Here is a 22,669-nt window from a genome sequence, read left to right as displayed (position 1 = left end):
CCTGTAATAGGGAGGGAAAAGATGCAAAATTTTTTTCTCTTGGTCAATTATGTGGGGAAATTTTCTCACTATCTCATCCAATGGAAAGCTCCACTAACGACCACCTTTTATCCCCTTAAAAGGGGAGACTTAAGACCTGATTTTTTTGGTGATAAATAAAGTTAATTTTGAGACTAGGAGTCAGGAAGCAGATAGGATAATCTATGGTTTGGCGACATACCGAAGTCAAAATAATTTGGGAACATTTACTTGATGCAGTATATTTTGCGTTTAATCTTAAACTTACATATAAAAAAATATCTATGAGAATAAAATTCTGCAAATTGACGACCACACTCAAAGCAATTGATAATTTTGCTGAACTCACCTATAGCCGCTTTTTCCTGATATTATTTGATGTACATTCAGGACAGTTAATTTGTAAGCATTTCCTGCGGAATGCTGCGCAAACAACTATTAGCAGTCAGCAGTCAGCAATTAGTAATGAGTAATGACTTCTAAGGTTTAGGAAGGGGACGCATGACAGTAACTTTTATTCCTTCTCAATTTTAAAGGTTGCTTTTATCTTCCTCAAAATTAATAGCTGAAGTCTGCAGTTCCGACCATAGGAGGTTAGCTAATAGCTGATGGCTGAATGCTTACGTTAATTTTCATGTTTCCTACCTTGGCGATCGCCAAGGTAAAATTTTTTCTTTGATTATAAATCATCCCGCAATGGTGGAACGCCACTTAGAGCATAATACATCTGTTAAGGAATGAGGATTAAATAAAATACAGAAGTTAAAGAGCAAAACTTAAATAGATTAAACCTGAGTTTTTCTAAATTATTGAAGTAATAAAATACTCATTTTTAAATAAGTAAAAGAATCTCTCCGATCATGCTACTTATTCAGGCTAAAATTCTAGAATAGAAACAACTGGAGTACAAATTTATAGGTAGTCATTGGTTATCTATAACTCCATAAGTAATTTGATCCAAATTGTACTTAGTATCACTATAAAATCAAGTAAAACAATCATGGCTAAAAATAATACACCACCAGTAATTGTTTTTATACTATTATTTTTCCTACTAGCTGGAGGAGGATACTGGTTTTTATTAAATCAAAAAAACCAGATACTAACAACAATATTGTTAATAATCCATCAGCAAAATTAACCATAGCTGAAGCAGCTAATCAAATAGTCTCTAATCTAGATACATCTCTACCAAATCCCAATATATTAGCAATGGATGGTAGCGTAACGATGGTTAAATTAATCAAGCTGATAGAAAATGCTTATGAACAAAAATATCCTAATACTCCCATCACTTATGGAGTACCTGAAGGTAGACCAAATGGCTCTAATCAAGGCATCAAAAATTTACTAGAAAATCGAGTACAAATAGCAGCAATATCTCGTACTTTACGACCAGAAGAAAACTCTCAAGCAAACATTAAATTAATTCCTATTGCTCAAGATGCTTTAGCAGTAGTAGTCGGAATTAATAATCCTTATAAAGGAAGCTTAACATTAGACCAACTCAAAGATATTTATCAGGGAAAAATAGTTAATTGGTCAGAAGTTGGTGGTGATGATTTGCCGATCAAAGTTATCAACCGTTCTACCAAAAGTGGCAGCTACAATTTCTTTCAAGATGTTGTATTGTTAGGAGAATCTTTTGCTCCAGATAGTTCAAACTTTATTACATTTCAAAGAGATGTCACAACTCCAATTTTACGAGAATTGAAAAATAATGGAATTAGCTATACCACAGTAGCTCAGGCAAAAAATCAAACTACCGTTAGAATTGTACCAATAAATGGAATGTCACCTGTAGACAAAACTACTCTTAATAATGATAATTATCCTCTGAGTCGTAGTGTATTTTTAGCAGTACCAAATCAAACAAGTTTAGCGGTAAAAAAATTTCTAGAATTAGCCTTATCAACCAAAGGTCAACAACTTGTAAAACAGGCAGATTTTATACCTTTAGAATAATACATTTTTCTTCATCTCTTCACTTCTATAGTAAGCATTTCCTGTGGAATGCTGCGCAAACAGCTATTAGCGGTCAGCTTTTCCTAGGTCATGCTGCGCAAAGAGTTTTTTAATGAATGAAGTAATACCAATTTGATAAATATTTGCTATATCCTGCTGTTCTTCCCATAGGAGGCAAACTGAAGGCTGAATGCTTACCTTCTGTAACAAAGACCCTAATAGAGGACAAAAGTTTACTGACTTGGTTCGATGTAGAACTGTAGCCTTTATGGTGACATACTCTAGCTAAGAAGGTTATTTCGGGACTTGAAAAGAAGTTGTATGAGCGATCGCTATGAATAATATTTATACTTTTGTTATGAGCGATCGCTTATACTTTAAACATCAGTTCATTGTGGAGTAAAAACTGATAAATTAGATCAAATCCGGGGGAATTGGGCATAAAAAAAATATCCAACTGTCATAACTACTAAGTCAAAGTGATTCTCTCTCCTTCTGACTCCTGACTCCTAGAGACTACCAATCTATAAGTGTTTAACCGGATTTGATATTATGATGAACTAACTAAAGCAAAAATCAAGGTCATATCTTGTGGCTAGAAATCGTGAACCAGTCAAGAACTTAATTCTTTATCACTTATTAAAATGGTCAGTAGTATTTCCTATACTTAAGTTTTATTTTCGGAATAATATTTATGGTACAGAAAATATTCCACTACAAGGGCCATTTGTCGTAGTTAGTAATCATGCCAGCGACTTAGACCCTCTAATAGTTTCTGCTTGTATAAAAAGACCTGTTGCTTATATGGCAAAAGAGGAATTATTTGAAGTACCAATTTTGAAGCAGATTATTACATTATACGGAGCATATCCAGTTAAAAGAGGAGCGGCAGACCGGAGTGCTATTCGTTCGGCACTCAATAGTTTGGAGCAGGGGTGGGCAGTCGGTATTTTTTTACAAGGAACTAGGACTTCTGATGGTAAAATTACAGAACCAAAATTGGGGGCGACTTTAATTGCTGCAAAGGCAAAAGTACCATTATTACCAGTTTCTATCTGTGGTAGTCATGCAGTGAAACGTCAAGGTTTGATAGCTAATTCTGTACCAATAACTGTCCGAATTGGAGAACTAATACCACCCCCAGAGTCAACTAAGAAAGAAGAGCTAGAATTAATAAGTCAAAAATGTGCAGATATAATTAACAAAATGCACGATTTAGGACCTTGATATATTGAGTTTAGTTAAAATGAGTTAAAAAGAAATGCAGGATATTAGAGAACAATTGGCCGAAAACTTAGATGTAGCGGAATGGAATTGGTTGTGCGACTCGTTGGCCACTAAACTAGGGGACTAGGTATAAACGGCCATTCCAAGTCAATACATGAGGACAACCTCGACTTGTGAGTAACTCTTATTTCCTTAGTGGTGAAATTCCACCGCCTAGTTGTTGGGTAGAAAGCGTAGGCCACGGAGTAGAGAATGAACATCAACCTCCGAAGCTGGCTTAAATGCGGGACAATACCAGTTGCCAGGAACGATACCGCTAGCAGAGACTGACAAGTGGACGAATAGGAAGGTAATTAAACTCTCGTCACCATTATCCATTCCCAAGGTAGCTATGGAATGTAGGACAAAGTCAGGGGGTCAATGGATATAGGCATAACCTAGTCTATATCAACAACCATATCGCGCCCTCCGGGAGATTTTACCCCGCTAAATCAGTCGTAATAAAGGAATAAGGGAACGAGGAAACCTCTCTAAGACATCCTAAGAATGTAGGTCGAGAACTTAGGAAGCCATTCAAGGTCAATCTGCACAACGGTTGCAGGTCAAAGAGAGAGTAGGATTGGGTAAAAAGCTTTATTTGCAGACGTACCCACTGTTAGACGTAATGTAAGGCAATGAATAGTAATGAATAAAGCTCAGACACTAAAAAGAAGATTAGGAAACCCTAAACTATTTTTAAGCGTAGCATGGGATACAGAGGATATACCTTCACAAGTTTCAATCAATCCTAACCTTAAATGGAAGGATATCAATTGGAAGAAGGTAGAGAAATCTGTGTTCCGATTACAAAAATTGATTTACAGAGCATCCATGAGTGGCGAAATCCGCAAGATGCACAGATACCAAAAACTTCTTTTAAAAAGTTACTACGCAAGGTTGCTAGCTGTTAGACGCGTGACACAAGATAACCAGGGAAAGAAAACTGCTGGAATAGATGGTATAAAAAATATATCTCCAATGCAACGATTCAACTTGGTGAACCTACTCGCATCACGCCACATCAAAGCAAGTCCCACCCGCAGAGTCTATATACCAAAACCAGGAAAAGATGAAAAGCGAGTGCTAATGGATGAGGTTTCCTCAGAATGTAAGACGCACTCAAGACAGCGCCCGCTAGGCATCCCCACGATGTACGACCGTGCGTTACAAGCCTTGGTGAAATTAGGTATGGAACCAGAGTGGGAGGCACTTTTTGAACCTAATAGCTATGGTCTTTTCCGGAGGTCAGCACAAGATGCCATTGGGGCAATCTTTGACAGCATTCACAAAAAACCTAAATATGTACTGGATGCTGACATATCAAAATGTTTTGACCGAATTAACCATGATGCACTACTAGGAAAAGTGAGCCAATCTCCTTATAGACGATTAATCAAACAATGGTTAAAGTCTGGAGTGATGGACAATAATCAATTCCACCCACCCCTCTGGCTCCCCTCCCGGGAGGGGATGGGGTGGGTACACCACAGGGAGGGGTCATCAGTCCCCAAAAGAGCAAACATAGCCTTACACGGTATGGAGGAAAGACTCAATGAATTTGCCAAAACTATTGACATGAAAAGAGGTAATGGCTGTCAAGTAAGTTGGCAAAATAAAGTACAGAGTCTCAATCTCATACGCTATGAGTCTCGACTTTGTTATCCTACATGAAGACATCAAAGTAGTGGTACAAGCTAAAACCGTAATACAGGAATGGTTAAACCAGGTAGGATTAGAACTAAAACCAGAAAAAACTAAGATTGCCCATACCTTGGAAGAGTATAAAGGAAGCCAACCCGGATTTGACTTCTTAGGATTCACAATCAGGCAATGGAAGATTAAGTCAACCAAACAAGGATTTAAAACACTGATTAAACCATCATCCAAGAGTATCAAAACTCACTACCGGAAACTAGCGGAAATATGTGATTCTCATAAGAACGCACCAGTTGAAGCCCTAATAGCTAAATTAAATCCGGTAATAAAGGGATGGGCTAACTACTTCTCAACACAAGTCAGTAAAGTAATATTCAAAAAACTGGACAGTCTTTTATGGAAAAGACTAGGTCGATGGGCAAGTAGAAGGCATCCAAATAAGTCAGCCAAATGGGTAAAGAAAAAGTATTTCCCCAACGTAAAAGTAACCAGGAACTGGGTACTTAATGATGGCGAATATATGCTAAACCAACACTCAGATGTCCCCATTATAAGGCACATCAAAGTTAAAGGTAATAAATCACCCTACGACGGTGACTGGACTTATTGGAGCAACAGAATCGGTAAATATCCGGGCGTAAGGAAAGAAGTCACAACGCTGTTAAAACGGCAAAGGAATAAATGTGCATCTTGTGGACTAACCTTTAGACCAACTGACCTCATGGAAGTTGACCATATAAAACCAAGGTCTGAAGGTGGTGACAACAAATATAAGAATAAACAACTGTTGCACCGACATTGCCACGATACTAAAACTGCCTTTTAATAATGAATAATGAATAATGAATAATGAATAATTAGGGATTGCTGATTAAATCTCCAAGTTTTTACACATAAAGGTTTGAAGATTTTTAGGTATCAAAAAGTGCTAGCTTTTAATTAGTTCCGGTTAAAAAATGAGCGTATTTTGGCGCATATTTGGGCAGAAAAATTAAGGGACGATTCTTCCAACTACCTCCTCTATAATTCCCATTTATCCTGAATTATGGATTCTGGTTCCTGACTCCTAGTCTTACCACTCATACTTTTGAGCGCAAACCCTAATTAATTTGTTTTTCATTATTAATTATTAATTATTAATTATTAATTATTAATTATTCATTAAGGTAGGGATGTACCCATGACAAGGGACGTTTAAGAGAGGAGCCGTGATGAGGTGAAAGTCTCAAGTCCGGTTCTGAAGACGAGCAGGTTCTATAAAAGAGTAATCTGGAAATGAGCTTGCTTAGTTTAACAGTACCCCATGTAAAACGTGATGCTGTAGTAATTGTCGGCAAAAATTTAGATTTATTAGATGTGGGAGTAGCGATCGCTTCTGATAATACATCTTCTGTGCAAGACTGGATTAGCCGAGAACTTATTTATAAGCCCTCAGCCGAACAGTTGTCAATTTGGAATAGTAATGATAGTAAAAAATTTAATGCTTTGATAGTACAACCTTTTGTTTTGGTACAAGAATCTGATGTTACTCAAGAGGATAATGGAGCAACCAGTCCTGCACCAGTATAACCAGTAGTTACCCACAAAATCGCTCTAATCCCATCTCTAATAACTTTTTCAATGGGTTCGGGCGATCGCCCAGAAGGTACTGGCATTGGTTTAAAACTAATACCCCTGCTACCCAAAACAATTTCCCCGATAACTTGAGCGCGACGCATGTGGTCATCAGAAGTAACTAGATAAACACTTGTAATACCGTGGGATTTTAATTTATCTACCATTGTAGTAAAATTAGTTACAGTATCTACCGCACTATAGTCTAAATGTAAGCGAGTTTGTGAAATACCACTCTTAGAGAATAACCAGTCAGCATATTCCGGGTTAGTGCCAGAAGACACCCAGATATCTAGCTGTGGATGTTGGCGAGCAAATTCTGCAGCAAAAACTTCTCTTTCTATCGCCCCACCAAGTACAAATAAAGCTTGAGGTGTTTCTAAATTACCTGCAAACTGTTGATAACTAATCCAAAAAGTTAATATAAATCCTAGTAGAAACCAGAAAATGCGGGAAATCTTCAACTTATTGTATATTTTTTTACTGGAAACAACCCTCAACACCATATCTTTAACATAAAAAACCATCTGTAGTTTTACAGATGGAAGTAGATTCTATCAAATAAATATTCACATAGTATTATTTACGATCCGGAGAGGCAATTATGGCGCTACGCGCAAGTCAGAACTCAGGAGTCAGAAGTTAGTAGGAAGAAGTTAGTAGGAAGAAGTTAGTAGGAAGAAAGGATGAGAATGGTGGTTATCTGGGGATATTCCGGCATTTTGCAGTGCAAATTTTTCAGCTCTTTATGCTCAAAAAGGAGCGTATTTTAGGCGCATACTTGGGCAGAAAAATCCCAAATTGACAATTCTTACTCCTACCTCCTCGCTCATTCCAATTTCTCCTATCTCCTGTCTCCTGTCTCCTACCACTACTAAAAGATTTATTCAGCAAACCCTAATTACTTAGGAGAAAACCCAACCTTAACCCCTCCCAGGAGTTGATCTCAGGAGTCAGGAAGGAAGAAAGAAGAATAGAAGGAGAAAGTTTTTTGTTTAGCTACGGGACACATAATATCAAATCCGTTTTATTGAATATAACAAAATTCTCCAATCGTCATAACTACGCTCATCTTTGTAATTCTCTCTCCTCCTGACTCCTGACTCCTGACTTCCCCTCCCCTCCCAGGAGGGGTTAGGGGTGGGTTGACTCCTCCTGACTTAAGCATTCTATAGCTGTTTAACCGGATTTGATATAACACGGAGCGCGAAACGGAGTTCTATCCCGCTGTTATCCGGACATGATATCATACCCCTTTTAACCAACGCCGATTTTTTGAATAAATAACAATTTCTGGCGTTGGTAAATTTAGCTATGATTTTCTTGCTTAGGAGGTAGGGACGTTGCATACAACAACAGCCTCTTCCCGACCCAAAATACCTTATAGGAGAGTTTTGGACCTCTCCTCATATCAGTTAAAATCGGAGCGGCGGGATTTGAACCCACGACCCCCACTACCCCAAAGTGGTGCGCTACCAAGCTGCGCTACGCCCCGACAACTATTAATATAGCATAACACAATATTAAACTTATGCAATTAATTATTATATTTTGAGAGAGATATTTTTTATACATTTATGATAGTTATAGCAGTCGAAGAAAAGGTCGCGGACATATCAAAAGCTTAAAACTCAGACAAGGCAAGATTTTTCTCTCTTCCCCCTTCCTTCTTCCGTCTTCCTTCTTCCTTCTTCCTTCTGCTATGTGAGTTAAAAAACTTTTAACATTTGTGCTGCTTGGACTAAACCAGGCACAGCTTGTACAGGCCATTTTCCTTCTCCCCTGCGCCCTTGATTTAAAATGAACTGAACAGTATAACTTCCTGGAAACCCTTCTACCTGCATCCAGAGTAGATCGCTTTCAGCCTCGCAGACTATTCTCTCTTCATCCATCAACTCATCTGCCATCTGGTTTATAGCTTTACTTAACTGGTCTAATAATCTGCAAAAATCCTCAAGTTCTTCTTCTGTCAGTTCTATTGACCACTCATTTCCTGCAACTAAACCCTTAAATTTTTCTGCTTCAGGATTCAACCCTAACCGCCAACCAGCTCCACTTTTGACTATTCGTCCCATTTTTTTCTCAAAATAATTGGGTCGCGCAACCCCGCCTTTTAAGGCGAAATGTTTTTGGAGGGGGGCTCAAATCCCCGTGACAAAAACAACTTCTGACTCTCTTGGTGCGCTACCAGGTGCGTCTTTCGCCGACGCGGGGTCGCACCGCTTCTGACTTCTGACTTCTGACTTCTGACTTCGTTAAGGCCTCAGCAAATCTGCATCTCCCGGTTGGGGAATAATTGGCGCTCTAGGATTTGAACGTCCAGAGTTATCTCTCTGATATACTTCTGGTATTGATGGAGGGTTAGGATCGCCACTAAAAATATTTACTAATCTATTAACTAAAGTTTCCCTTTGAGAGCGAGTTAAACTTTGAATAGCTTGACGATCGCCCTCCATTGGATTTTCAGTTAAAGTATCTTTTCCTGGATAAACCGATGATTGTAGATAATCATTAGCCCCAAGATAATCTGCTAATGTTAATTTCCAGTCAAACCGATAATTGGGAGCACGGCCTTTCACATATAGATGATACCGAATTAAACGTGAAACCAGAGTTTCTTCAGCATCTACTTCCCCCGTTTCTTGAGATATGTAATTATTTTCTAATGGCAAATCTGGTATTGTCTCATATACAAATGGCCATACTTCTGTAGGTCTAACCCGACGTTGGACAATTTTAATTGAGTCTTCAAAATTTTCTTGGTCTGTAACTGTTTCTAACAGATAATTAGTAGAAGGGCTAACTGTAATTGCAGTAGAAGAAAATAAAGCTTCGATACTAGCCCAAACTACTAATGTTACGATTGTAATCTTGAAATATTTGAGCCACCGCTTCTTGCTCATAGCTATTATTAAATAACTACTATTGTATTTACCGAATAATTAAGGTTTAAAGCCTCTCCTTTAAAGGAGAAAAAAGCCGTCGAGGGATGGCGGAGCGCGTTTGCGATAGCATTCCGCTAGGAAAGCGGCTCTTTCAAGAGCGGGTCTTCTTGCTAGCCGACCATCGACCAAGAGAAGAAAAAATTTTTCCTTAAGCGTCAATCCTCTTCTTTTCAAGGAGGAGTAATAATTAATTATTAATTATTAATTATTAATTGTTGAACTACACTATGCTACTGCTTACATCACTAATTATCTCTGGCTGCATCAATTCGTCGGACATTTCGACTACAGCACGGATAACAGGTTTCATTAATTGTTCATCCATATTATCAAAATCTTCATAACGACGGCGTTTAGCACGATTAGCTACTTGTACCACAACGCGATAACGATTAGAGGCAGCTCTGATCAGCTCTTCAGATCTACGACTTAGTTCTGCGGAATCAATACTAGATTGCTTTTCTATGTGCATAAATTTTATTAGCCTGTATAGTTTTATCAGTCATTATCTTTTCAGTCACATTTAGAATAAAATGCTGGTAGAATAGTAGCATTTTTTCTCTAATAAGTACAGATGATTGGTAGTTAGGCCAAATTATCTGACTACTAGCGCGTCTAGACTAAAATTTTGGGTAAAACCCAACGCTACGATCCCTTTCCAAGGGGGGAGAGGTCTATATTTTCTAAAATTTACCCACATTTTCAAGCTAGACGAGCTACTACTTATATCAAATTCAGTTATCAAAGATAGTAGAAATTATGAGTGTGAATGTATTTCTGCTTAAGTCGTCCACTTTCCCCCTTGATTGTCAAAAATATATCCTTAATAAGCTCCCCATTTCCCCTAAACCCTATCTCCAGCATCTGCACAATTGCGATAATCTATAAACCGGATTTAGTATCATATATATTTTTTTATATTTTTTTATATTTTTTTATATTTTTCTCTAAATTAGGTAGTCAATGGTAATATTTTTAGTTAAAATTCAATCAATATTAATAAATTTATACTAAAATTACCAATTTTTATTGCTTATGTTAATATCTACCCCTTCTACGATAAAGCACTTTTCTCAGACTCATCATCATCCCCTAAAAATAGTTGCTTTGGGAGACAGTTTAGTTTATGGTTTTGGCGATCATGAAGGTGGTGGATGGGTAGAGAGATTACGACGGCAATGGATGTTGCCAGACAGTCCTGGTCATGTACTGTATAATCTTGGAGTTCGGGGAAACCGTGTTTTACAAGTAGAACAACGCCTGGAACATGAGTTTCACCATCGTGGAGAATTAAGAAATCGTCAACCAGATATTATTATTCTTTCGGTTGGGGTAAATGATTCTGCCAGAGTCCAAAGACCAAATGGACGTTACTATACTGATTTTCCTAAATTTAAAACAATTTTAGATAATTTATTGGATACATCAAAACAGCTTTGTCCTGTACTATTTGTGGGAATGGTTCCTGTTAATTTGGACAAAATGCCTTTTCAAGATTGTTTATATTATAGTCACGAGGATCAATTTATATATAAAGAGGCAACTCGGTTGGCTTGTTTAAAGCGAAAAATTCCTTATTTAGATGTGTTTGAAAAGTGGTTAAGTCGGGGCGAAAATTGGTGGAGATTACGTCTTTGTGCAGATGGCATTCATCCTAATGTCGCAGGTTATAAAGCTCTATTACAAGATGTATTGGACTGGGAATATCTGAATTTATTAACTAGCTAAGATGTAAGCAGTCAGCACTTCAGCTATCAGCTATCAGCTTTATTACCGAATAATTAAGGTTTAAAGCCTCTCCTTTAAAGGAGAAACAATGAATTAATTTTCCCTTTGCGTCAATCCTCTTCCTTTTCAAGGAGAGGCAATTGTTAATAATTAATAATTAATAATTAATAATTAATTTTTGAACTTTAAGTAGCCTTGTAAAAATAACTTGAACAGTCTTTTTGATAAAAGCTATAGCGCTGTGCGCAGGCAACAGGCAACAGCGGTGCGACCCCGCGACGACGCCAGTCGCAAGCGGTCAGACCCCGCGACGACGCCAGTCGCAAGGGAATGCTGACCAAGAGAGGGAATGCGCACCAAGAGAGGCAATAGGCAACAGGGGGAATAAATTGCCATTTGCGCAGCATATCCGTTGGAATAATATAAGAGTTTTAGCTATTGGGCAGCCCCTGCAATTTGTAAATATACCAGCGCACACTGCTATATATTTCACAATTTATCCCAGATAAAATTTGTACAACTTATTATTCTTACATGGCTCCTAAAGGAGAAAAAAGCAATTTCATCAAAGCTTTAGATTAATTTTGAATGATTAATTATTAACTAAATTTTATAAATTATAAAAATTAATTCATTAGTGCAATTTTTGACTTCAATACATCTATTTTATTCAAACTTCCTTCTTCCTTCCACCAAAAGTATGAATCAAGAAAGCTGGTTAAAAATATTAAAAAAAAATCGAATCATCGCTGTTATTCGTGCCTCAGAAATCGAGGTTGGTAGGAAAATGGCAAAAGCAGTTGTCGCTGGTGGTATACGCATAGTAGAAATCACTTGGAACAGTCATAAAGCATCAGAATTAATTACTTTACTCCGCTCTGAATTACCCACTTGTATAATTGGTACAGGCACATTATTAACCATAGAAGAGTTACAAAAAGCACTCAAAATTGGTTGCCAATTTATCTTTACGCCACATACTAACCCTGCTATGATTCAAACAGCAAAAATAGCAGCAGTTCCAATTATTCCCGGCGCTCTTTCTCCTACAGAAATAGTTACAGCTTGGCAGGCAGGAGCTAGCTGTGTTAAAATATATCCTATTTCATCAGTAGGAGGCGCAACTTATATCACAAGTTTGCAAGGACCTTTAGGAGAAATTCCTCTAATTCCTACTGGTGGAGTCACCTTAGAAAATGCTAAAGAATTTATAAAAGCAGGTGCAATTGCTGTAGGTTTATCGGGGAAACTATTTCCCAAAGATTTAATAATTGCTCAAAATTGGGAAGCGATCGCTCGACAAGCTCAGGTTCTAGTTAGAGAACTTTCAGCAAACAATTGAATTTTAAAATTAATAGACATCTCCATAAAAGAGGGAGTAGGGACGTTGCATGCAATGTCCTTACAGAGTAGGGAAATAATTGATGAATAAGAGTAGAATAATTGATTTTATTTTTTATTATTGGAGATGTCTAATCAAAATAATCTACTTCTAAATCACACCTTAACGAAGTCATAAGTTAGAAGTCAGAAGTCAGAAGTCAACCCACCTCTAACCCCTCCGGTGGAGGGGAGGGGAAGTAGGGGATTTGAGCAACTCTCCAAAAATATTGCGCCTTAAAAGGCGGGGTGGCGCGACCCTTATGATTTTAATAATTTTGTTTTTATTAGGTATAAAATATGAAAAACTTATTTAGTTCTAAAAAATGGTATCAAGTTGGTAAAATATGTGCAGCTACAGCACTAACTATTACGACTTTTTTCTCCTGGTCAATACCAACCAAAGCTAGTGGATGGGAAAATGTAATTGCCACAAGAATGTTAGAATTACAACAATCAGCGGAACGTTGGATTTCAATTGACTTATCAACCCAAAGATTAATTGCCTGGGAAGGAAATAAAGCAGTTTATGCAGTGATAGTTTCCACAGGTAAAGCATCAACTCCTACTCGCTTAGGTACTTTCAGAGTACAGACAAAATATCGCACTACCAGAATGACCGGACCTGGTTACGATGTGCCCGACGTTCCTTATACTATGTATTATGACGGGGGAATGGCAATTCATGGTGCTTATTGGCATAATATGTTTGGTACCCCAGTTAGTCATGGTTGCACTAATGTAGCAGTCAATCACGCCAAATGGTTATTTAACTGGGCGTCAGTGGGGACACCTGTAGTAGTGCATGAGTGAAGGGAATTAGAAGTCAGAATTTAGAATTTAGAATTTAGAATTTAGAATTTATTTGATAAGGTAAAATTTTGATAATGCAATAGTTTCAGGCAATTATTTGACATTTCTATCGCGCTATTATCCGGACATGATATAAACAGGAATTACTCAAAAAACTATACACCATTTGTAGGGGTTAATATCAAATCCTGATAATTACTATATCCAAGTCATTGTGACGGTTACTCCGTGGAAGGAGGAAATCTCCGCGCACCCCTGAGATTGCTTCCCGACCGTCGCAATGACAACTGTTCAACCGGATTTTATAGAACCCCTAACGGTATCTTTTCTTGAAATACAAAGGCTTCATAAAAGCCGTTTTCAGGAGCATAACAACTATAAGGGTTGCTGGAAACCGAAAAATCATGAATCATATCATGTCCGCTGGTATCGTTTGTGTAAAACTAAGGGTGAATATCTACAGGAAATTTACGTTTTTTCAAGCTTTTAAGCCTTCTTCCCTCTTCCTTCTTCCTTCTTCAATCATCAAACCCAGATGGGTATTGGACTTGTAACTTGTTAAATAGATCCCAAATGGGTTCTATAAAGCTAGCATTAGTTAGATTTGTTCCCTGGAGATTAATTCATTGGAGGTCAGAGCGATTTAAGTTTATATTTTCTCCTTGACCTGTTCTGACTAACTCTCTAACTTTAGCATCTTTTAGATAGGTTTTTCCTGGTCGTATGCGGTCTAGTTTTATAGTGTCTTTCCAACAAGTACGGTTTATGTTAGCTCCTATAAAATTTGTACTTTTGAGAGTAGCATTAGTGAAGTCAGCGTCAGTTAAATTTGCATCTGTGAAAGATGTTCCACCTATAGCAGCAAAGGCAATAGCTATATTACGGATAAAAGTATTTTCATCTTGTTTAATTGTTCGATAAGCAATGTAAGCAGTTAACAAGGTTTGCAATCCGGTGACGACGAGGGCGAAAGCTCCGGTGATGAGGAAAGCTCCGAGGACGGCTCCGGGCAAGACTCCGGGGACGTCCAAGGTGAGGGCGAAGGCGAAGGCTCCGGCCAAGGCTCCGGCTCCAGCGATGGCAAAGGCGAAGGTGACGGCGATGGCCAAGGCTCCGGCTCCGGCGATGGCGAAGGCGATGGCAAAGGCGATGGCGAAGGCGATGGCGAAGGCAAAGGCGAAGGCAAAGGCGAAAGCTCCGGCTCCGGCGAAGGCAAAGGCGAAGGCAAAGGCGAAGGCAAAGGCGAAGGCAAAGGCTGAGTTTTCTTTTCCTTTATAGATAAATGTTATCCAGAATATAAGAATTACAATCAAGGATACCCAAACAACTTGATTATCAATGCTAATAGGATCAAATATTAATGATATGAAATATGATGATATGAAATATGAAGTGAATATATTGAAAAATCCTGATATAAAAACTAAAACAAAAATACTAGCAAGCAAAATTACCACCCAACGCTTTTGTAGTCCAGCCTTAGCTCCACAAAACTTAGCCCTTGTTAGATTTGCCCCACTAAAATTAGTACCTCTGATATCAGCAAAACTGAAATCTACACCAGACAAATCTTCTCCCTTAAAAGATAAACCTCTGAGATTAGCATCTTGGAAATCTGTTATACCTTGTTTATATCGTTGCAATATCTCACGTTTACGCAAATTCATATTTTGTATCTATCCAAAAATAGTAATAATTCAGGTAAATGCCTGTTTTTAATTCCTAATAAAATCTACTTAATTATCAACTTTGAGAATACGCCAGCCTTTTTGTTGTCCCTGTTGCTGTTCGCGATCGCTCTGAAACACAAATCCGTGATGTTGAAAATGAGAAGGAGAAGGAAGTTTTTGCAACTCTAACACTTGACTATTACTGAGAATCCAGTTGTTGCGATATGCTTCCTCATAATTCTCTTAAATTATCCAGAATCATTTTTCAATAATTAATAACCTATAAGAATTTCTTTCATTGTATCACAGATACTACTTAGATGTCCCGTTCTACTAAACTTATCCAAACTTACCCAAATGAGATTTGAGCTAGAGCGCGAGTCTTCAACCAACGTTGAGATAAATAAAAATGTTTTCTCTGATAAATTTCTCCCTGTTCCGTGTTCCCTGTTCCCTGTTCCGTGTTCCCTGTTCCCTATTCCCTAAAACTGAGAAAAATCAAAGTCGATACTGCTGAAATACATCTCTAGCAGCACGGTGCAAAAGTGAATGAGTGTAAACTAACGATTTCATATCCTTTGTATATCCTCCTCCAATAACGGAAGCAACCGGATAACCTCCTGCTACACAGGTACTCAATACTTGCATCTCGCGCCGGAATATTCCTGTATTTGTCAAAGCTAATTTTCCTAAAGCATCATGGATATGAGTGTCAACTCCGGCATCATATAACACCAAATCAGGCTTTACTTGTGACAGCAAGTCTGGTAAATATTGCGCTAAAGTCTGTAAATAGCGGTCGTCATCCATTCCCTCTGGCAAAGGTACATCTAGATCGCTAGTTTGTTTTCTACTAGGAAAATTGATACCGCAGTGCATCGAAAATGTAAATACAGTATGGTCTTCTTGGAATATCCAGGCAGTGCCATCTCCTTGATGTACGTCTAAGTCTACAATTAAGATTTTTTGAGCTAATTCTAGTTTTTGGATAACACGGGCAGCGATCGCTAAATCATTAAAAATACAAAACCCAGACCCATAACTGGGAAACGCATGATGAGTACCCCCAGCAGTATTACAAGCTAAACCATGTTTGAGTGCTAACTGCGCCGTTAATACAGCACCACCCACAGCAATACAAGTTCGATTTGCTAATGCTTCACTCCAAGGCAACCCGATCCGTCTTTGTGCTTTTGGGTCTAAAGTGCCGTTACAATATCCTTCTATATAGTCGCGGTCGTGAACTAATTCTATCCATTCCAAAGGTGGCAGTTGTGGAATAAAAAAATGTGATTTTTCTGTAACCCCATCCTCTAATAGCATTTCATAAAGTAGTTGAAATTTTGCCATCGGAAAGCGATGACCGGGTGGCATCGGTGCAACATAATTAGGATGATAAATAATTGGTAAATTCATAAAAGGAAGGAAGTAGAAAGTATTAACTTAGAAATTTAATGTAAGATTGTATCCGTTTAATTAGGGTTTGCGTATGGAAAGTATGAGTGGTAGGGGTAGGAGACAACCCACCCCTCGCCCCTCCCCTCCCAACCCACCCCTCGCCCCTCCCAGGAGGGAGGGGAAGACAGGAGACAACCCACCCCTCGCCCCTCCCAGGAGGGGAGGGGAAGACAGGAGAAATGGAAATTATAGAGGAGGTAGTCGTAAAAATTGTCCCAAGATTTTTCTGCCATAATTATCCCAAAATACTAGCATGCATGAGCTTGAGCGACCGAAACAGGCGCACTTTTTTCGATCTAAAAAGGCAGCAAATCAATATCTGTAAGTGGTTTGATATTTAATCAGCAAGCCCTAATTAGTTAAAATAAAGTTCTTAGGTCGTAGGTTGTAGGTGTAAATTCTAGTGAAAACATTGGAAAGTGATTCATAACACAGCCTCAGAGTCAGATAGAGCTATTATATTTGTATAATTACCATAATTACTAACTCTAGAGTAATGATTATAAAACTACCAGGATATCAAATCAAACAAAAGCTCTACGTTCGAGCATTTATTTACGACAAAAAGTTCCATATTTCAAGCCTCTGACTTTCCTGCGGAATGCTGCGCAAACAGGCAGAGGTACTGATAACTGTTAACTCAGTTCTGACCTTATGGGGCTAACTGTTAACTCAGTTCTGACCTTATGGGGCTAACTGATAACTGAAATGACGACTCAGCACAGTGGCGAACGATCGCACAAGCTCAGAGTTATTTAAAGCTATTATATAAGTAATTATTATAATCATTAACTCTAGACCAATGACCATCAAACTCCCAGGATATAAAATCAAACAAAAGCTATATGAAGGTACTCGTACTTTAGTTTACCGAGGCATTCGAGCAACAGAATCTCAGACAGTCGTGCTCAAATTTATGCGTAACGAATATCCCACTTTTAACGAACTGTTACACTTCCGCAACCAATATACCATTACAAAAAACCTCAATTTACCAGGAGTTGTCAAATCCTTAAATTTAGAAATATATCGCAACGGTTATGCTTTAGTGATGGAAGATAATGGAGCAATATCTCTGGACAAATATGACTCATTAGACTTAACAACTTGTTTAAAAATAGGTATTCAAATAGCAGATATTTTACACAAACTATATCAAATGATAGACTAAGCAATGCTCCAGATATTCGCGCGGTCGTTGCCTATATTTTTCACTGTTTTATTTCTCACTGGCATAAACCGTTGTGCGAGTCAGTTAATGAACTGAAACAGACTTACTTTATAGCTCTTGAATCAGGAGACCTGCAACACGCAGCTCTCTCTTCATTCCGTCATTCCCAAAACCTGATGTATACTGGATGCGAACTTACAGAACTTAAAACGGAAATCAAACTCAATCGTCAAGCAATCGAAGCTACTGAATTGCTCAACAGTTTGCCTTGGAATGATAATATATGTCAGTTTGTCCTGAATCTAATGGGAGAATCAGAAGATCCTTGTTTGTTGATAGGTGAATTTTATGATGAAAACCATGCCATCGAAAAATATCGTACTGAAGGAGATCGTACTGGCTCTCATTTTCTTGATCAAGGCAAATTTGTTCTTTACTATCTCTTTGAATGTTATGATAAAGCAGCAGAGTTTAGTAATCTGGCCTTGGAATATATTGACAGTGTGATTGCATCATCTGCTGTCCCGGTGTTTTACTTCTACGATTCCCTAGTTCAAATGGCATTATGCGGACAACACAGTTATTCCAACGATCGTCACTTGAAGCGAGTGAGTGCAAATCAGTTGAAGATGAAAGTATGGGCTGAATCTGCACCAACTAACTATGCTCATAAGTTTCACTTAGTTGAAGCTGAATGTCACCGCATTGCAAGTCAATATTTTGAAGTGTTTAACTTATACGATTGCGCCATAGCTGGAGCTAAAAAAAATGGATTCATTCAAGAAGAAGCTCTCGCCAACGAACTAGCTGCTAAATTTTACCTCGACTGGGGCAAAGAAAAAGTTGCTGCTGGCTATATGCAAGAAGCTTACTATTGTTGCTCGTTGGGGAGCTAAAGCCAAAACTGATGACTTAGAAGAACGCTATCCTAGCATCCTCAGCTCCATTCTCGAACGGCAAAAACTCAGTTGTCTCACAAGTACTACGATCGCAACTCTAACAATGGAAACAATCTCCAAAACCACAACAGGTAAAGGAGAAATATTAGATTTAGCCACCCTAATGAAAGCATCTCGTACCCTTTCACAGGACATATCTTTAGAAGGAGCGATCGCTAATTTAATGCAAGTAGTTATGGAAAATGCTGGTGCAGAAAATGTAGCCTTGATGCTGTTGCAAGACCAAGTTTTAATGCTCACAGCTTTTGCTACTGAAGACCGGATTTCACAACTAGAAGCTATTCCAGCAGAAACAAGTCATTCAATACCCTTGAGTATTATCAACCAAGTTAAGCACAACAAAAAGCCTCTAGTTATCTATAATGCCAATCATGAAACTGCTTATGCAGGAGATATTTATATTCAAGAGCACCAACCTCAGTCTGTTTTATGTCTACCGTTATTAGACCGGGGTCAAATGATTGGTATTCTCTATCTAGAAAATAATCAAGTGACAGGAGCGTTTACCAGCGATCGGGTGGAATTTCTGAATTTACTTTGTTCTCAAGCTGCTATCTCGTTAGAAAATGCCAGACTCTATCAAAAATCTCAGAATTATGCCCAACAATTGGAGCAAACACAACTACAACTTGTGCAAAGCGAAAAAATGGCTTCTATTGGTCAGTTGGTTTCTGGTGTCGCCCACGAAATTAACAATCCTATAGACTTTATTTCCGGTAACTTAGATTGCGCTACCGAATACATCCAAAATTTAATTGATTTATTGCAGCTTTATCAACAAGGATGTGACTGGAATAGCAAAACAACTCAAGATAAAATTGAGGAGATAGAATTAGATGATCTGATAGAAGATTTGCCAGAAATGATCGAATCAATGAGACAAGGAACTAATCGCATTACCGAGATTAGTAAATCAATGAGAACTTTTTCTCGTAGCGATACAATAGCGAAAGTTCCATTTAACATCCATCAAGGAATAGATAGCACTTTATTAATTCTCAAACATCGACTCAAAGCTAATGAACACCGCCCAGAAATAGAAGTAGTAAAAAACTCGGAAAATTTGCCAGAAATTAACTGCTATCCAGGACAATTAAATCAAGTATTTATGAATATTTTAGCTAATGCAATTGACGCATTAGAAGAGGCAAGTGAAGGCAAAAATTACGCTGATATTGAAGCTAATAATAATCGCATTACTATTAGTACGAAATTAAGTACCGATAAAAATATGGCGGTGGTAGAAATTGCCGATAATGGTTCAGGAATGAGCGAAAAAGTGCGCTCACAAATATTCGAGCAGGGGTTTACAACTAAGGGGGTGGGCAAAGGAACAGGATTATATCAAATCCGGTAGCATCGGTGTAATTAGATGGGGAGATGGGGAGATGGGGAGATGGGGGACCCACCCCTAACCCCTCCCTGGAGGGGGACCCACCCCTAACCCCTCCCTGGAGGGGGACCCACCCCTAACCCCTCCCTGGAGGGGGACCCACCCTAACCCCTCCCTGGAGGGGGACCCACCCTAACCCCTCCCTGGAGGGGAATGTGGGGATGGGGACCCACCCTAACCCCTCCCTGGAGGGGAGAAATATTTGGTAATCGTTGAAGATGGAACATTTTTTACGTGCCGAATTAAACGGATTTGATATTAGGCATGGCGATCGCGCGACAAATTATTGTAGAAAAACATGGCGGGACAATAACTTGTAGGTCACAATTAGAGAAAGGCACAGAATTTATTATTTCTCTTCCTTTAGACATAGGGAATAGGGAATAGGGAATAGGGAATAGGGAATAGGGAAGATGTTTTTAGGAAAAAAACAAGGAAGAAGGAAGAGGGAAGAAAAAAAATTAAATTTCCTGTAGATATTCACTCTTGGGTTTACACAAACGATACCAAAAGACATGATATGATTTATTCAATGGAAGAGAAAAAAGCAATCGCTCACTATCCTGTTTTTTTTTATGTTAAACGGTCAAAAAGTTAGTCACTTTTTTTTTCCTCTTATTTCAATTTAATTTGCTTTTATAGTATAATACTATTATAACAGGACTTATGCACGGAAACTAAATCGAGTGAGGGCGTTAGCGCAGCTTTGCGGAACGCAAATGCCATTTGCGTTCCGCAAAGCTCCGCTTTATATGTTGCGGAGCAAAACGCCCCTACATATGGGATTTTCAAGGTTGATTTGCGTAAGTCCTGATAACTTAGATTCATACTCACTTAACTCAAACCATCTATAAATATGCAGCTTAAAACTATTTGGCAATTAGGTAGCAATAATCCAGAAAATCCTAATAATCTAGACACTATTCGTCAATGGTGGGCAGCTATAGCTGACAAAGAAATTACCTGGCGACAGCGAGTTATTCCTGTCAGTGGAGATGTTACAGAACTTGATTGGGAACCTCAAAGATTTGATGAAATATTTGAGATAGCTAAACCAGAAATTCGCGGTATTACTCTTTATTGGCAAAAACCAAACTCTACGACAGAAAGCAATACAACTGTTCAAAAACTAGAATTACATCATACTCGTCAGGAATTATATATTTTTCCTAAATCTCAACAACAATTGGTAATTAGAGTTGCATTGCCAGAAGTAAAATATCAAAGAATTGAAATTAATAATCCTGAAATTTTAGTCGAAGAAAATAGTATCTTATTTCGGGATGCAACTCAGTTATTGGAAGTACAAATTAAACTAACACCAGAACAGTTAAATCAATTGAAGGAAAAACTTAAAGAAAATGACTAATAATACCCATGAAATTATCGATGTACAGCAAACAACTTGTTGCATTGTTGGCGGCGGACCAGCAGGAGTTGTATTAGGATTATTGTTAGCACGTCAAGGTATCTCAGTCACTCTCCTGGAATTACATCAAGACTTCGATCGCGATTTTCGAGGTGATACTATTCATCCTTCCGTAATGGAAATAATGGCACAAATAGGTTTAGCTGACCGTTTGTTAGAGTTACCCCATTCCAAAGCTCGCACACTCAAGTTAAATTCTACCAATGGTGACATTGCTCTGACTGACTTCAGTCGCTTAAAAACTGCATATCCCTATATTACTATCTTGCCACAAGCAAAATTTTTAGATTTTATTGCTACTGAAGCGCAACAGTATCCCAATTTTAATTTAATCATGGGTGCAAACGTACAGGAAATTATTAAAGAGGATGGAGTAGTGCGTGGGGTGCGTTATCGCGGACATGGAGGTTGGCACGAAGTTAGAGCATTATTAACAGTGGGAGCAGATGGTCGTTTCTCTCGAATGCGTCAGTTAGCAGGTTTTGAACCAATTAAAACTTCTCCACCAATGGATGTAATGTGGTTTCGTTTGCCACGCAAGTCAGAGGAACCTAATGGTTTATCAGGTCGTGTAGGTAATGGCAAGATGGTAGTTTTGCTCGATGTAGCTGCCGCTAGGCTCCGCCAACGCTCAGATTTCTGGCAAGTAGCTTATATGATTTCTAAGGGTGCTTTTGCCCAACTGCGCACTGCTGGTATAGATTTTTTGCGAAAGTCTTTGGTTGAGTTGGTGCCAGAATTTAGCGATCGCTCCCATTTACTTGAAGATTGGTCTAATATTGCTTTTCTATCTGTAGAGTCGAGTCGTCTTCCTAAATGGTATCTACCGGGTTTACTGTTCATTGGGGATGCTGCTCATGTTATGTCTCCTGTAGCTGGGGTTGGTATTAACTATGCTATTCAAGATGCAGTTGTGGCAACAAATATTCTCAGCGAACCGCTAAAACGTGGGAGTTGGCATTTGTGGGACTTAGCAGAGGTGCAGCGCCAACGGGAGTTTCCCACCAGAGTTATTCAATGGTTTCAGGAGTTAGCTCAAAAACGGATTATTGCTCGTGCGTTGAATCAAAATCAGCAGTTTACTATTCCTGCTTTTTTGCAGTTGCCTGTGTTGCGGGATATTCCGCCACGGTTGATTGCATTTGGAATTTCACCTGTGCGTTTGAATAGTTGAATTTAATAGACATCTCCAATAATAAAAATC

At 38.5% G+C, this 22,669-nt stretch carries 22 protein-coding genes and 1 tRNA gene; 15 read left to right on the top strand and 8 right to left on the bottom strand.

What is annotated here, in order from left to right:
* Positions 1 to 203: 203 nt before the first annotated feature.
* From SAGCYANO_RS31165 to SAGCYANO_RS31145, 6 genes are all read left to right on the top strand, one after another.
* Complete coding sequence (locus tag SAGCYANO_RS31165) at positions 204 to 491, top strand: hypothetical protein (protein WP_202223619.1); 288 nt, start codon at positions 204 to 206, stop codon at positions 489 to 491.
* A 739-nt stretch (positions 492 to 1,230) separates the two neighbouring features.
* Positions 1,231 to 1,983: a phosphate ABC transporter substrate-binding protein gene (locus tag SAGCYANO_RS31160; RefSeq protein ID WP_202223618.1), complete on the top strand. Its 753-nt coding sequence runs from the start codon at positions 1,231 to 1,233 to the stop codon at positions 1,981 to 1,983.
* Positions 1,984 to 2,574: 591 nt separating this feature from the next.
* Entirely contained in the window at positions 2,575 to 3,210 is a 636-nt protein-coding gene (locus SAGCYANO_RS31155; protein ID WP_202223617.1) for a 1-acyl-sn-glycerol-3-phosphate acyltransferase, read from the top strand.
* A gap of 684 nt (positions 3,211 to 3,894) precedes the next feature.
* Positions 3,895 to 4,920: a reverse transcriptase N-terminal domain-containing protein gene (locus SAGCYANO_RS46035; RefSeq protein ID WP_237396875.1), complete on the top strand. Its 1,026-nt coding sequence runs from the start codon at positions 3,895 to 3,897 to the stop codon at positions 4,918 to 4,920.
* Positions 4,892 to 5,731, top strand: coding sequence for a group II intron maturase-specific domain-containing protein (locus tag SAGCYANO_RS46030; protein ID WP_237396874.1), 840 nt, complete (start codon positions 4,892 to 4,894; stop codon positions 5,729 to 5,731). The genes SAGCYANO_RS46035 and SAGCYANO_RS46030 overlap by 29 nt, the downstream gene beginning before the upstream one ends.
* A gap of 455 nt (positions 5,732 to 6,186) precedes the next feature.
* Positions 6,187 to 6,474, top strand: a complete 288-nt coding sequence (locus SAGCYANO_RS31145; RefSeq protein WP_375340024.1) for a DUF2288 domain-containing protein — start codon at positions 6,187 to 6,189, stop codon at positions 6,472 to 6,474.
* Here the strand turns inward: SAGCYANO_RS31145 and SAGCYANO_RS31140 are convergent.
* From SAGCYANO_RS31140 to SAGCYANO_RS31120, 5 genes are all read right to left on the bottom strand, one after another.
* Positions 6,435 to 7,025, bottom strand: a complete 591-nt coding sequence (locus SAGCYANO_RS31140; RefSeq protein WP_202223621.1) for a YdcF family protein — start codon at positions 7,023 to 7,025, stop codon at positions 6,435 to 6,437. The genes SAGCYANO_RS31145 and SAGCYANO_RS31140 overlap by 40 nt on opposite strands.
* A 915-nt stretch (positions 7,026 to 7,940) precedes the next feature.
* A tRNA-Pro gene (locus tag SAGCYANO_RS31135) sits at positions 7,941 to 8,014 on the bottom strand.
* A 214-nt stretch (positions 8,015 to 8,228) separates the two neighbouring features.
* Positions 8,229 to 8,594 (bottom strand): DUF1818 family protein, encoded by a 366-nt coding sequence (locus SAGCYANO_RS31130; protein WP_202223615.1) that lies wholly within the window; start codon positions 8,592 to 8,594, stop codon positions 8,229 to 8,231.
* A 180-nt stretch (positions 8,595 to 8,774) separates the two neighbouring features.
* Positions 8,775 to 9,422: a hypothetical protein gene (locus SAGCYANO_RS31125; RefSeq protein ID WP_202223614.1), complete on the bottom strand. Its 648-nt coding sequence runs from the start codon at positions 9,420 to 9,422 to the stop codon at positions 8,775 to 8,777.
* Positions 9,423 to 9,684: 262 nt separating this feature from the next.
* Complete coding sequence (locus tag SAGCYANO_RS31120; RefSeq protein WP_124143348.1) at positions 9,685 to 9,930, bottom strand: DNA-directed RNA polymerase subunit omega; 246 nt, start codon at positions 9,928 to 9,930, stop codon at positions 9,685 to 9,687.
* A gap of 569 nt (positions 9,931 to 10,499) precedes the next feature.
* On the opposite strand from SAGCYANO_RS31120, the gene SAGCYANO_RS31115 reads away from it, so the two are divergent.
* From SAGCYANO_RS31115 to SAGCYANO_RS31105, 3 genes are all read left to right on the top strand, one after another.
* The gene (locus SAGCYANO_RS31115; RefSeq protein WP_202223613.1) at positions 10,500 to 11,192 is read left to right on the top strand and encodes a GDSL-type esterase/lipase family protein; all 693 of its coding nucleotides are present in this window, start codon (positions 10,500 to 10,502) and stop codon (positions 11,190 to 11,192) included.
* A 700-nt stretch (positions 11,193 to 11,892) separates the two neighbouring features.
* Positions 11,893 to 12,534 carry a bifunctional 4-hydroxy-2-oxoglutarate aldolase/2-dehydro-3-deoxy-phosphogluconate aldolase gene (locus SAGCYANO_RS31110; protein WP_202223612.1) on the top strand — a complete coding sequence of 214 codons (642 nt, stop codon included), beginning with the start codon at positions 11,893 to 11,895 and terminating at the stop codon, positions 12,532 to 12,534.
* Between the two features lie 338 nt (positions 12,535 to 12,872).
* Positions 12,873 to 13,385: a L,D-transpeptidase gene (locus SAGCYANO_RS31105; RefSeq protein ID WP_202223611.1), complete on the top strand. Its 513-nt coding sequence runs from the start codon at positions 12,873 to 12,875 to the stop codon at positions 13,383 to 13,385.
* Positions 13,386 to 14,008: 623 nt separating this feature from the next.
* Here the strand turns inward: SAGCYANO_RS31105 and SAGCYANO_RS31100 are convergent.
* From SAGCYANO_RS31100 to SAGCYANO_RS31095, 3 genes are all read right to left on the bottom strand, one after another.
* On the bottom strand, positions 14,009 to 15,052 hold the full coding sequence (locus SAGCYANO_RS31100) for a pentapeptide repeat-containing protein (RefSeq protein ID WP_202223610.1): 1,044 nt from the start codon (positions 15,050 to 15,052) through the stop codon (positions 14,009 to 14,011).
* A 69-nt stretch (positions 15,053 to 15,121) separates the two neighbouring features.
* On the bottom strand, positions 15,122 to 15,247 hold the full coding sequence (locus SAGCYANO_RS48235; RefSeq protein WP_255502764.1) for a hypothetical protein: 126 nt from the start codon (positions 15,245 to 15,247) through the stop codon (positions 15,122 to 15,124).
* A 306-nt stretch (positions 15,248 to 15,553) separates the two neighbouring features.
* Positions 15,554 to 16,471: a histone deacetylase gene (locus SAGCYANO_RS31095; RefSeq protein ID WP_202223609.1), complete on the bottom strand. Its 918-nt coding sequence runs from the start codon at positions 16,469 to 16,471 to the stop codon at positions 15,554 to 15,556.
* An 844-nt stretch (positions 16,472 to 17,315) separates the two neighbouring features.
* On the opposite strand from SAGCYANO_RS31095, the gene SAGCYANO_RS31090 reads away from it, so the two are divergent.
* The 6 genes from SAGCYANO_RS31090 (at position 17,316) to SAGCYANO_RS31065 (ending at position 22,639) form a co-directional block, all read left to right on the top strand.
* Positions 17,316 to 17,684 (top strand): hypothetical protein, encoded by a 369-nt coding sequence (locus SAGCYANO_RS31090; protein WP_202223608.1) that lies wholly within the window; start codon positions 17,316 to 17,318, stop codon positions 17,682 to 17,684.
* Between the two features lie 176 nt (positions 17,685 to 17,860).
* On the top strand, positions 17,861 to 18,580 hold the full coding sequence (locus tag SAGCYANO_RS31085) for a hypothetical protein (RefSeq protein WP_202223607.1): 720 nt from the start codon (positions 17,861 to 17,863) through the stop codon (positions 18,578 to 18,580).
* Positions 18,528 to 20,000 (top strand): GAF domain-containing protein, encoded by a 1,473-nt coding sequence (locus tag SAGCYANO_RS31080; protein WP_202223606.1) that lies wholly within the window; start codon positions 18,528 to 18,530, stop codon positions 19,998 to 20,000. Before SAGCYANO_RS31085 ends, SAGCYANO_RS31080 begins: the two co-directional genes overlap by 53 nt.
* A gap of 300 nt (positions 20,001 to 20,300) precedes the next feature.
* Positions 20,301 to 20,423, top strand: coding sequence for an ATP-binding protein (locus SAGCYANO_RS31075; protein WP_202223620.1), 123 nt, complete (start codon positions 20,301 to 20,303; stop codon positions 20,421 to 20,423).
* 469 nt (positions 20,424 to 20,892) lie between these two features.
* Positions 20,893 to 21,405 (top strand): hypothetical protein, encoded by a 513-nt coding sequence (locus tag SAGCYANO_RS31070; protein WP_202223605.1) that lies wholly within the window; start codon positions 20,893 to 20,895, stop codon positions 21,403 to 21,405.
* Positions 21,398 to 22,639 (top strand): FAD-dependent oxidoreductase, encoded by a 1,242-nt coding sequence (locus tag SAGCYANO_RS31065; RefSeq protein WP_202223604.1) that lies wholly within the window; start codon positions 21,398 to 21,400, stop codon positions 22,637 to 22,639. Before SAGCYANO_RS31070 ends, SAGCYANO_RS31065 begins: the two co-directional genes overlap by 8 nt.
* Positions 22,640 to 22,669 lie beyond the last annotated feature (30 nt).

The sequence above is a fragment of the Okeania sp. KiyG1 genome (genome assembly GCF_014132355.1).
In the GTDB taxonomy this organism is placed as follows: Bacteria; Cyanobacteriota; Cyanobacteriia; order Cyanobacteriales; family Microcoleaceae; genus Okeania.
The sequence above is the reverse complement of the archived record's forward strand: the minus strand, read 5'-3'. Positions and strand labels throughout refer to the sequence as shown.

What these genes read in the sequence shown, in the direction of transcription:
- SAGCYANO_RS31165 (WP_202223619.1), top strand. Translation starts at nt 204, where the DNA reads ATGGTTTGGCGACATACCGAAGTCAAAATAATTTGGGAACATTTACTT.
- SAGCYANO_RS31160 (WP_202223618.1), top strand. Translation starts at nt 1,231, where the DNA reads ATGGATGGTAGCGTAACGATGGTTAAATTAATCAAGCTGATAGAAAAT.
- SAGCYANO_RS46035 (WP_237396875.1), top strand. Translation starts at nt 3,895, where the DNA reads ATGAATAAAGCTCAGACACTAAAAAGAAGATTAGGAAACCCTAAACTA.
- SAGCYANO_RS46030 (WP_237396874.1), top strand. Translation starts at nt 4,892, where the DNA reads ATGAGTCTCGACTTTGTTATCCTACATGAAGACATCAAAGTAGTGGTA.
- SAGCYANO_RS31140 (WP_202223621.1), bottom strand. Translation starts at nt 7,025, where the DNA reads ATGGTGTTGAGGGTTGTTTCCAGTAAAAAAATATACAATAAGTTGAAG.
- SAGCYANO_RS31130 (WP_202223615.1), bottom strand. Translation starts at nt 8,594, where the DNA reads ATGGGACGAATAGTCAAAAGTGGAGCTGGTTGGCGGTTAGGGTTGAAT.
- SAGCYANO_RS31125 (WP_202223614.1), bottom strand. Translation starts at nt 9,422, where the DNA reads ATGAGCAAGAAGCGGTGGCTCAAATATTTCAAGATTACAATCGTAACA.
- SAGCYANO_RS31115 (WP_202223613.1), top strand. Translation starts at nt 10,500, where the DNA reads ATGTTAATATCTACCCCTTCTACGATAAAGCACTTTTCTCAGACTCAT.
- SAGCYANO_RS31110 (WP_202223612.1), top strand. Translation starts at nt 11,893, where the DNA reads ATGAATCAAGAAAGCTGGTTAAAAATATTAAAAAAAAATCGAATCATC.
- SAGCYANO_RS31105 (WP_202223611.1), top strand. Translation starts at nt 12,873, where the DNA reads ATGAAAAACTTATTTAGTTCTAAAAAATGGTATCAAGTTGGTAAAATA.
- SAGCYANO_RS31100 (WP_202223610.1), bottom strand. Translation starts at nt 15,052, where the DNA reads ATGAATTTGCGTAAACGTGAGATATTGCAACGATATAAACAAGGTATA.
- SAGCYANO_RS31095 (WP_202223609.1), bottom strand. Translation starts at nt 16,471, where the DNA reads ATGAATTTACCAATTATTTATCATCCTAATTATGTTGCACCGATGCCA.
- SAGCYANO_RS31090 (WP_202223608.1), top strand. Translation starts at nt 17,316, where the DNA reads ATGACCATCAAACTCCCAGGATATAAAATCAAACAAAAGCTATATGAA.
- SAGCYANO_RS31085 (WP_202223607.1), top strand. Translation starts at nt 17,861, where the DNA reads ATGTATACTGGATGCGAACTTACAGAACTTAAAACGGAAATCAAACTC.
- SAGCYANO_RS31075 (WP_202223620.1), top strand. Translation starts at nt 20,301, where the DNA reads ATGGCGATCGCGCGACAAATTATTGTAGAAAAACATGGCGGGACAATA.
- SAGCYANO_RS31070 (WP_202223605.1), top strand. Translation starts at nt 20,893, where the DNA reads ATGCAGCTTAAAACTATTTGGCAATTAGGTAGCAATAATCCAGAAAAT.
- SAGCYANO_RS31065 (WP_202223604.1), top strand. Translation starts at nt 21,398, where the DNA reads ATGACTAATAATACCCATGAAATTATCGATGTACAGCAAACAACTTGT.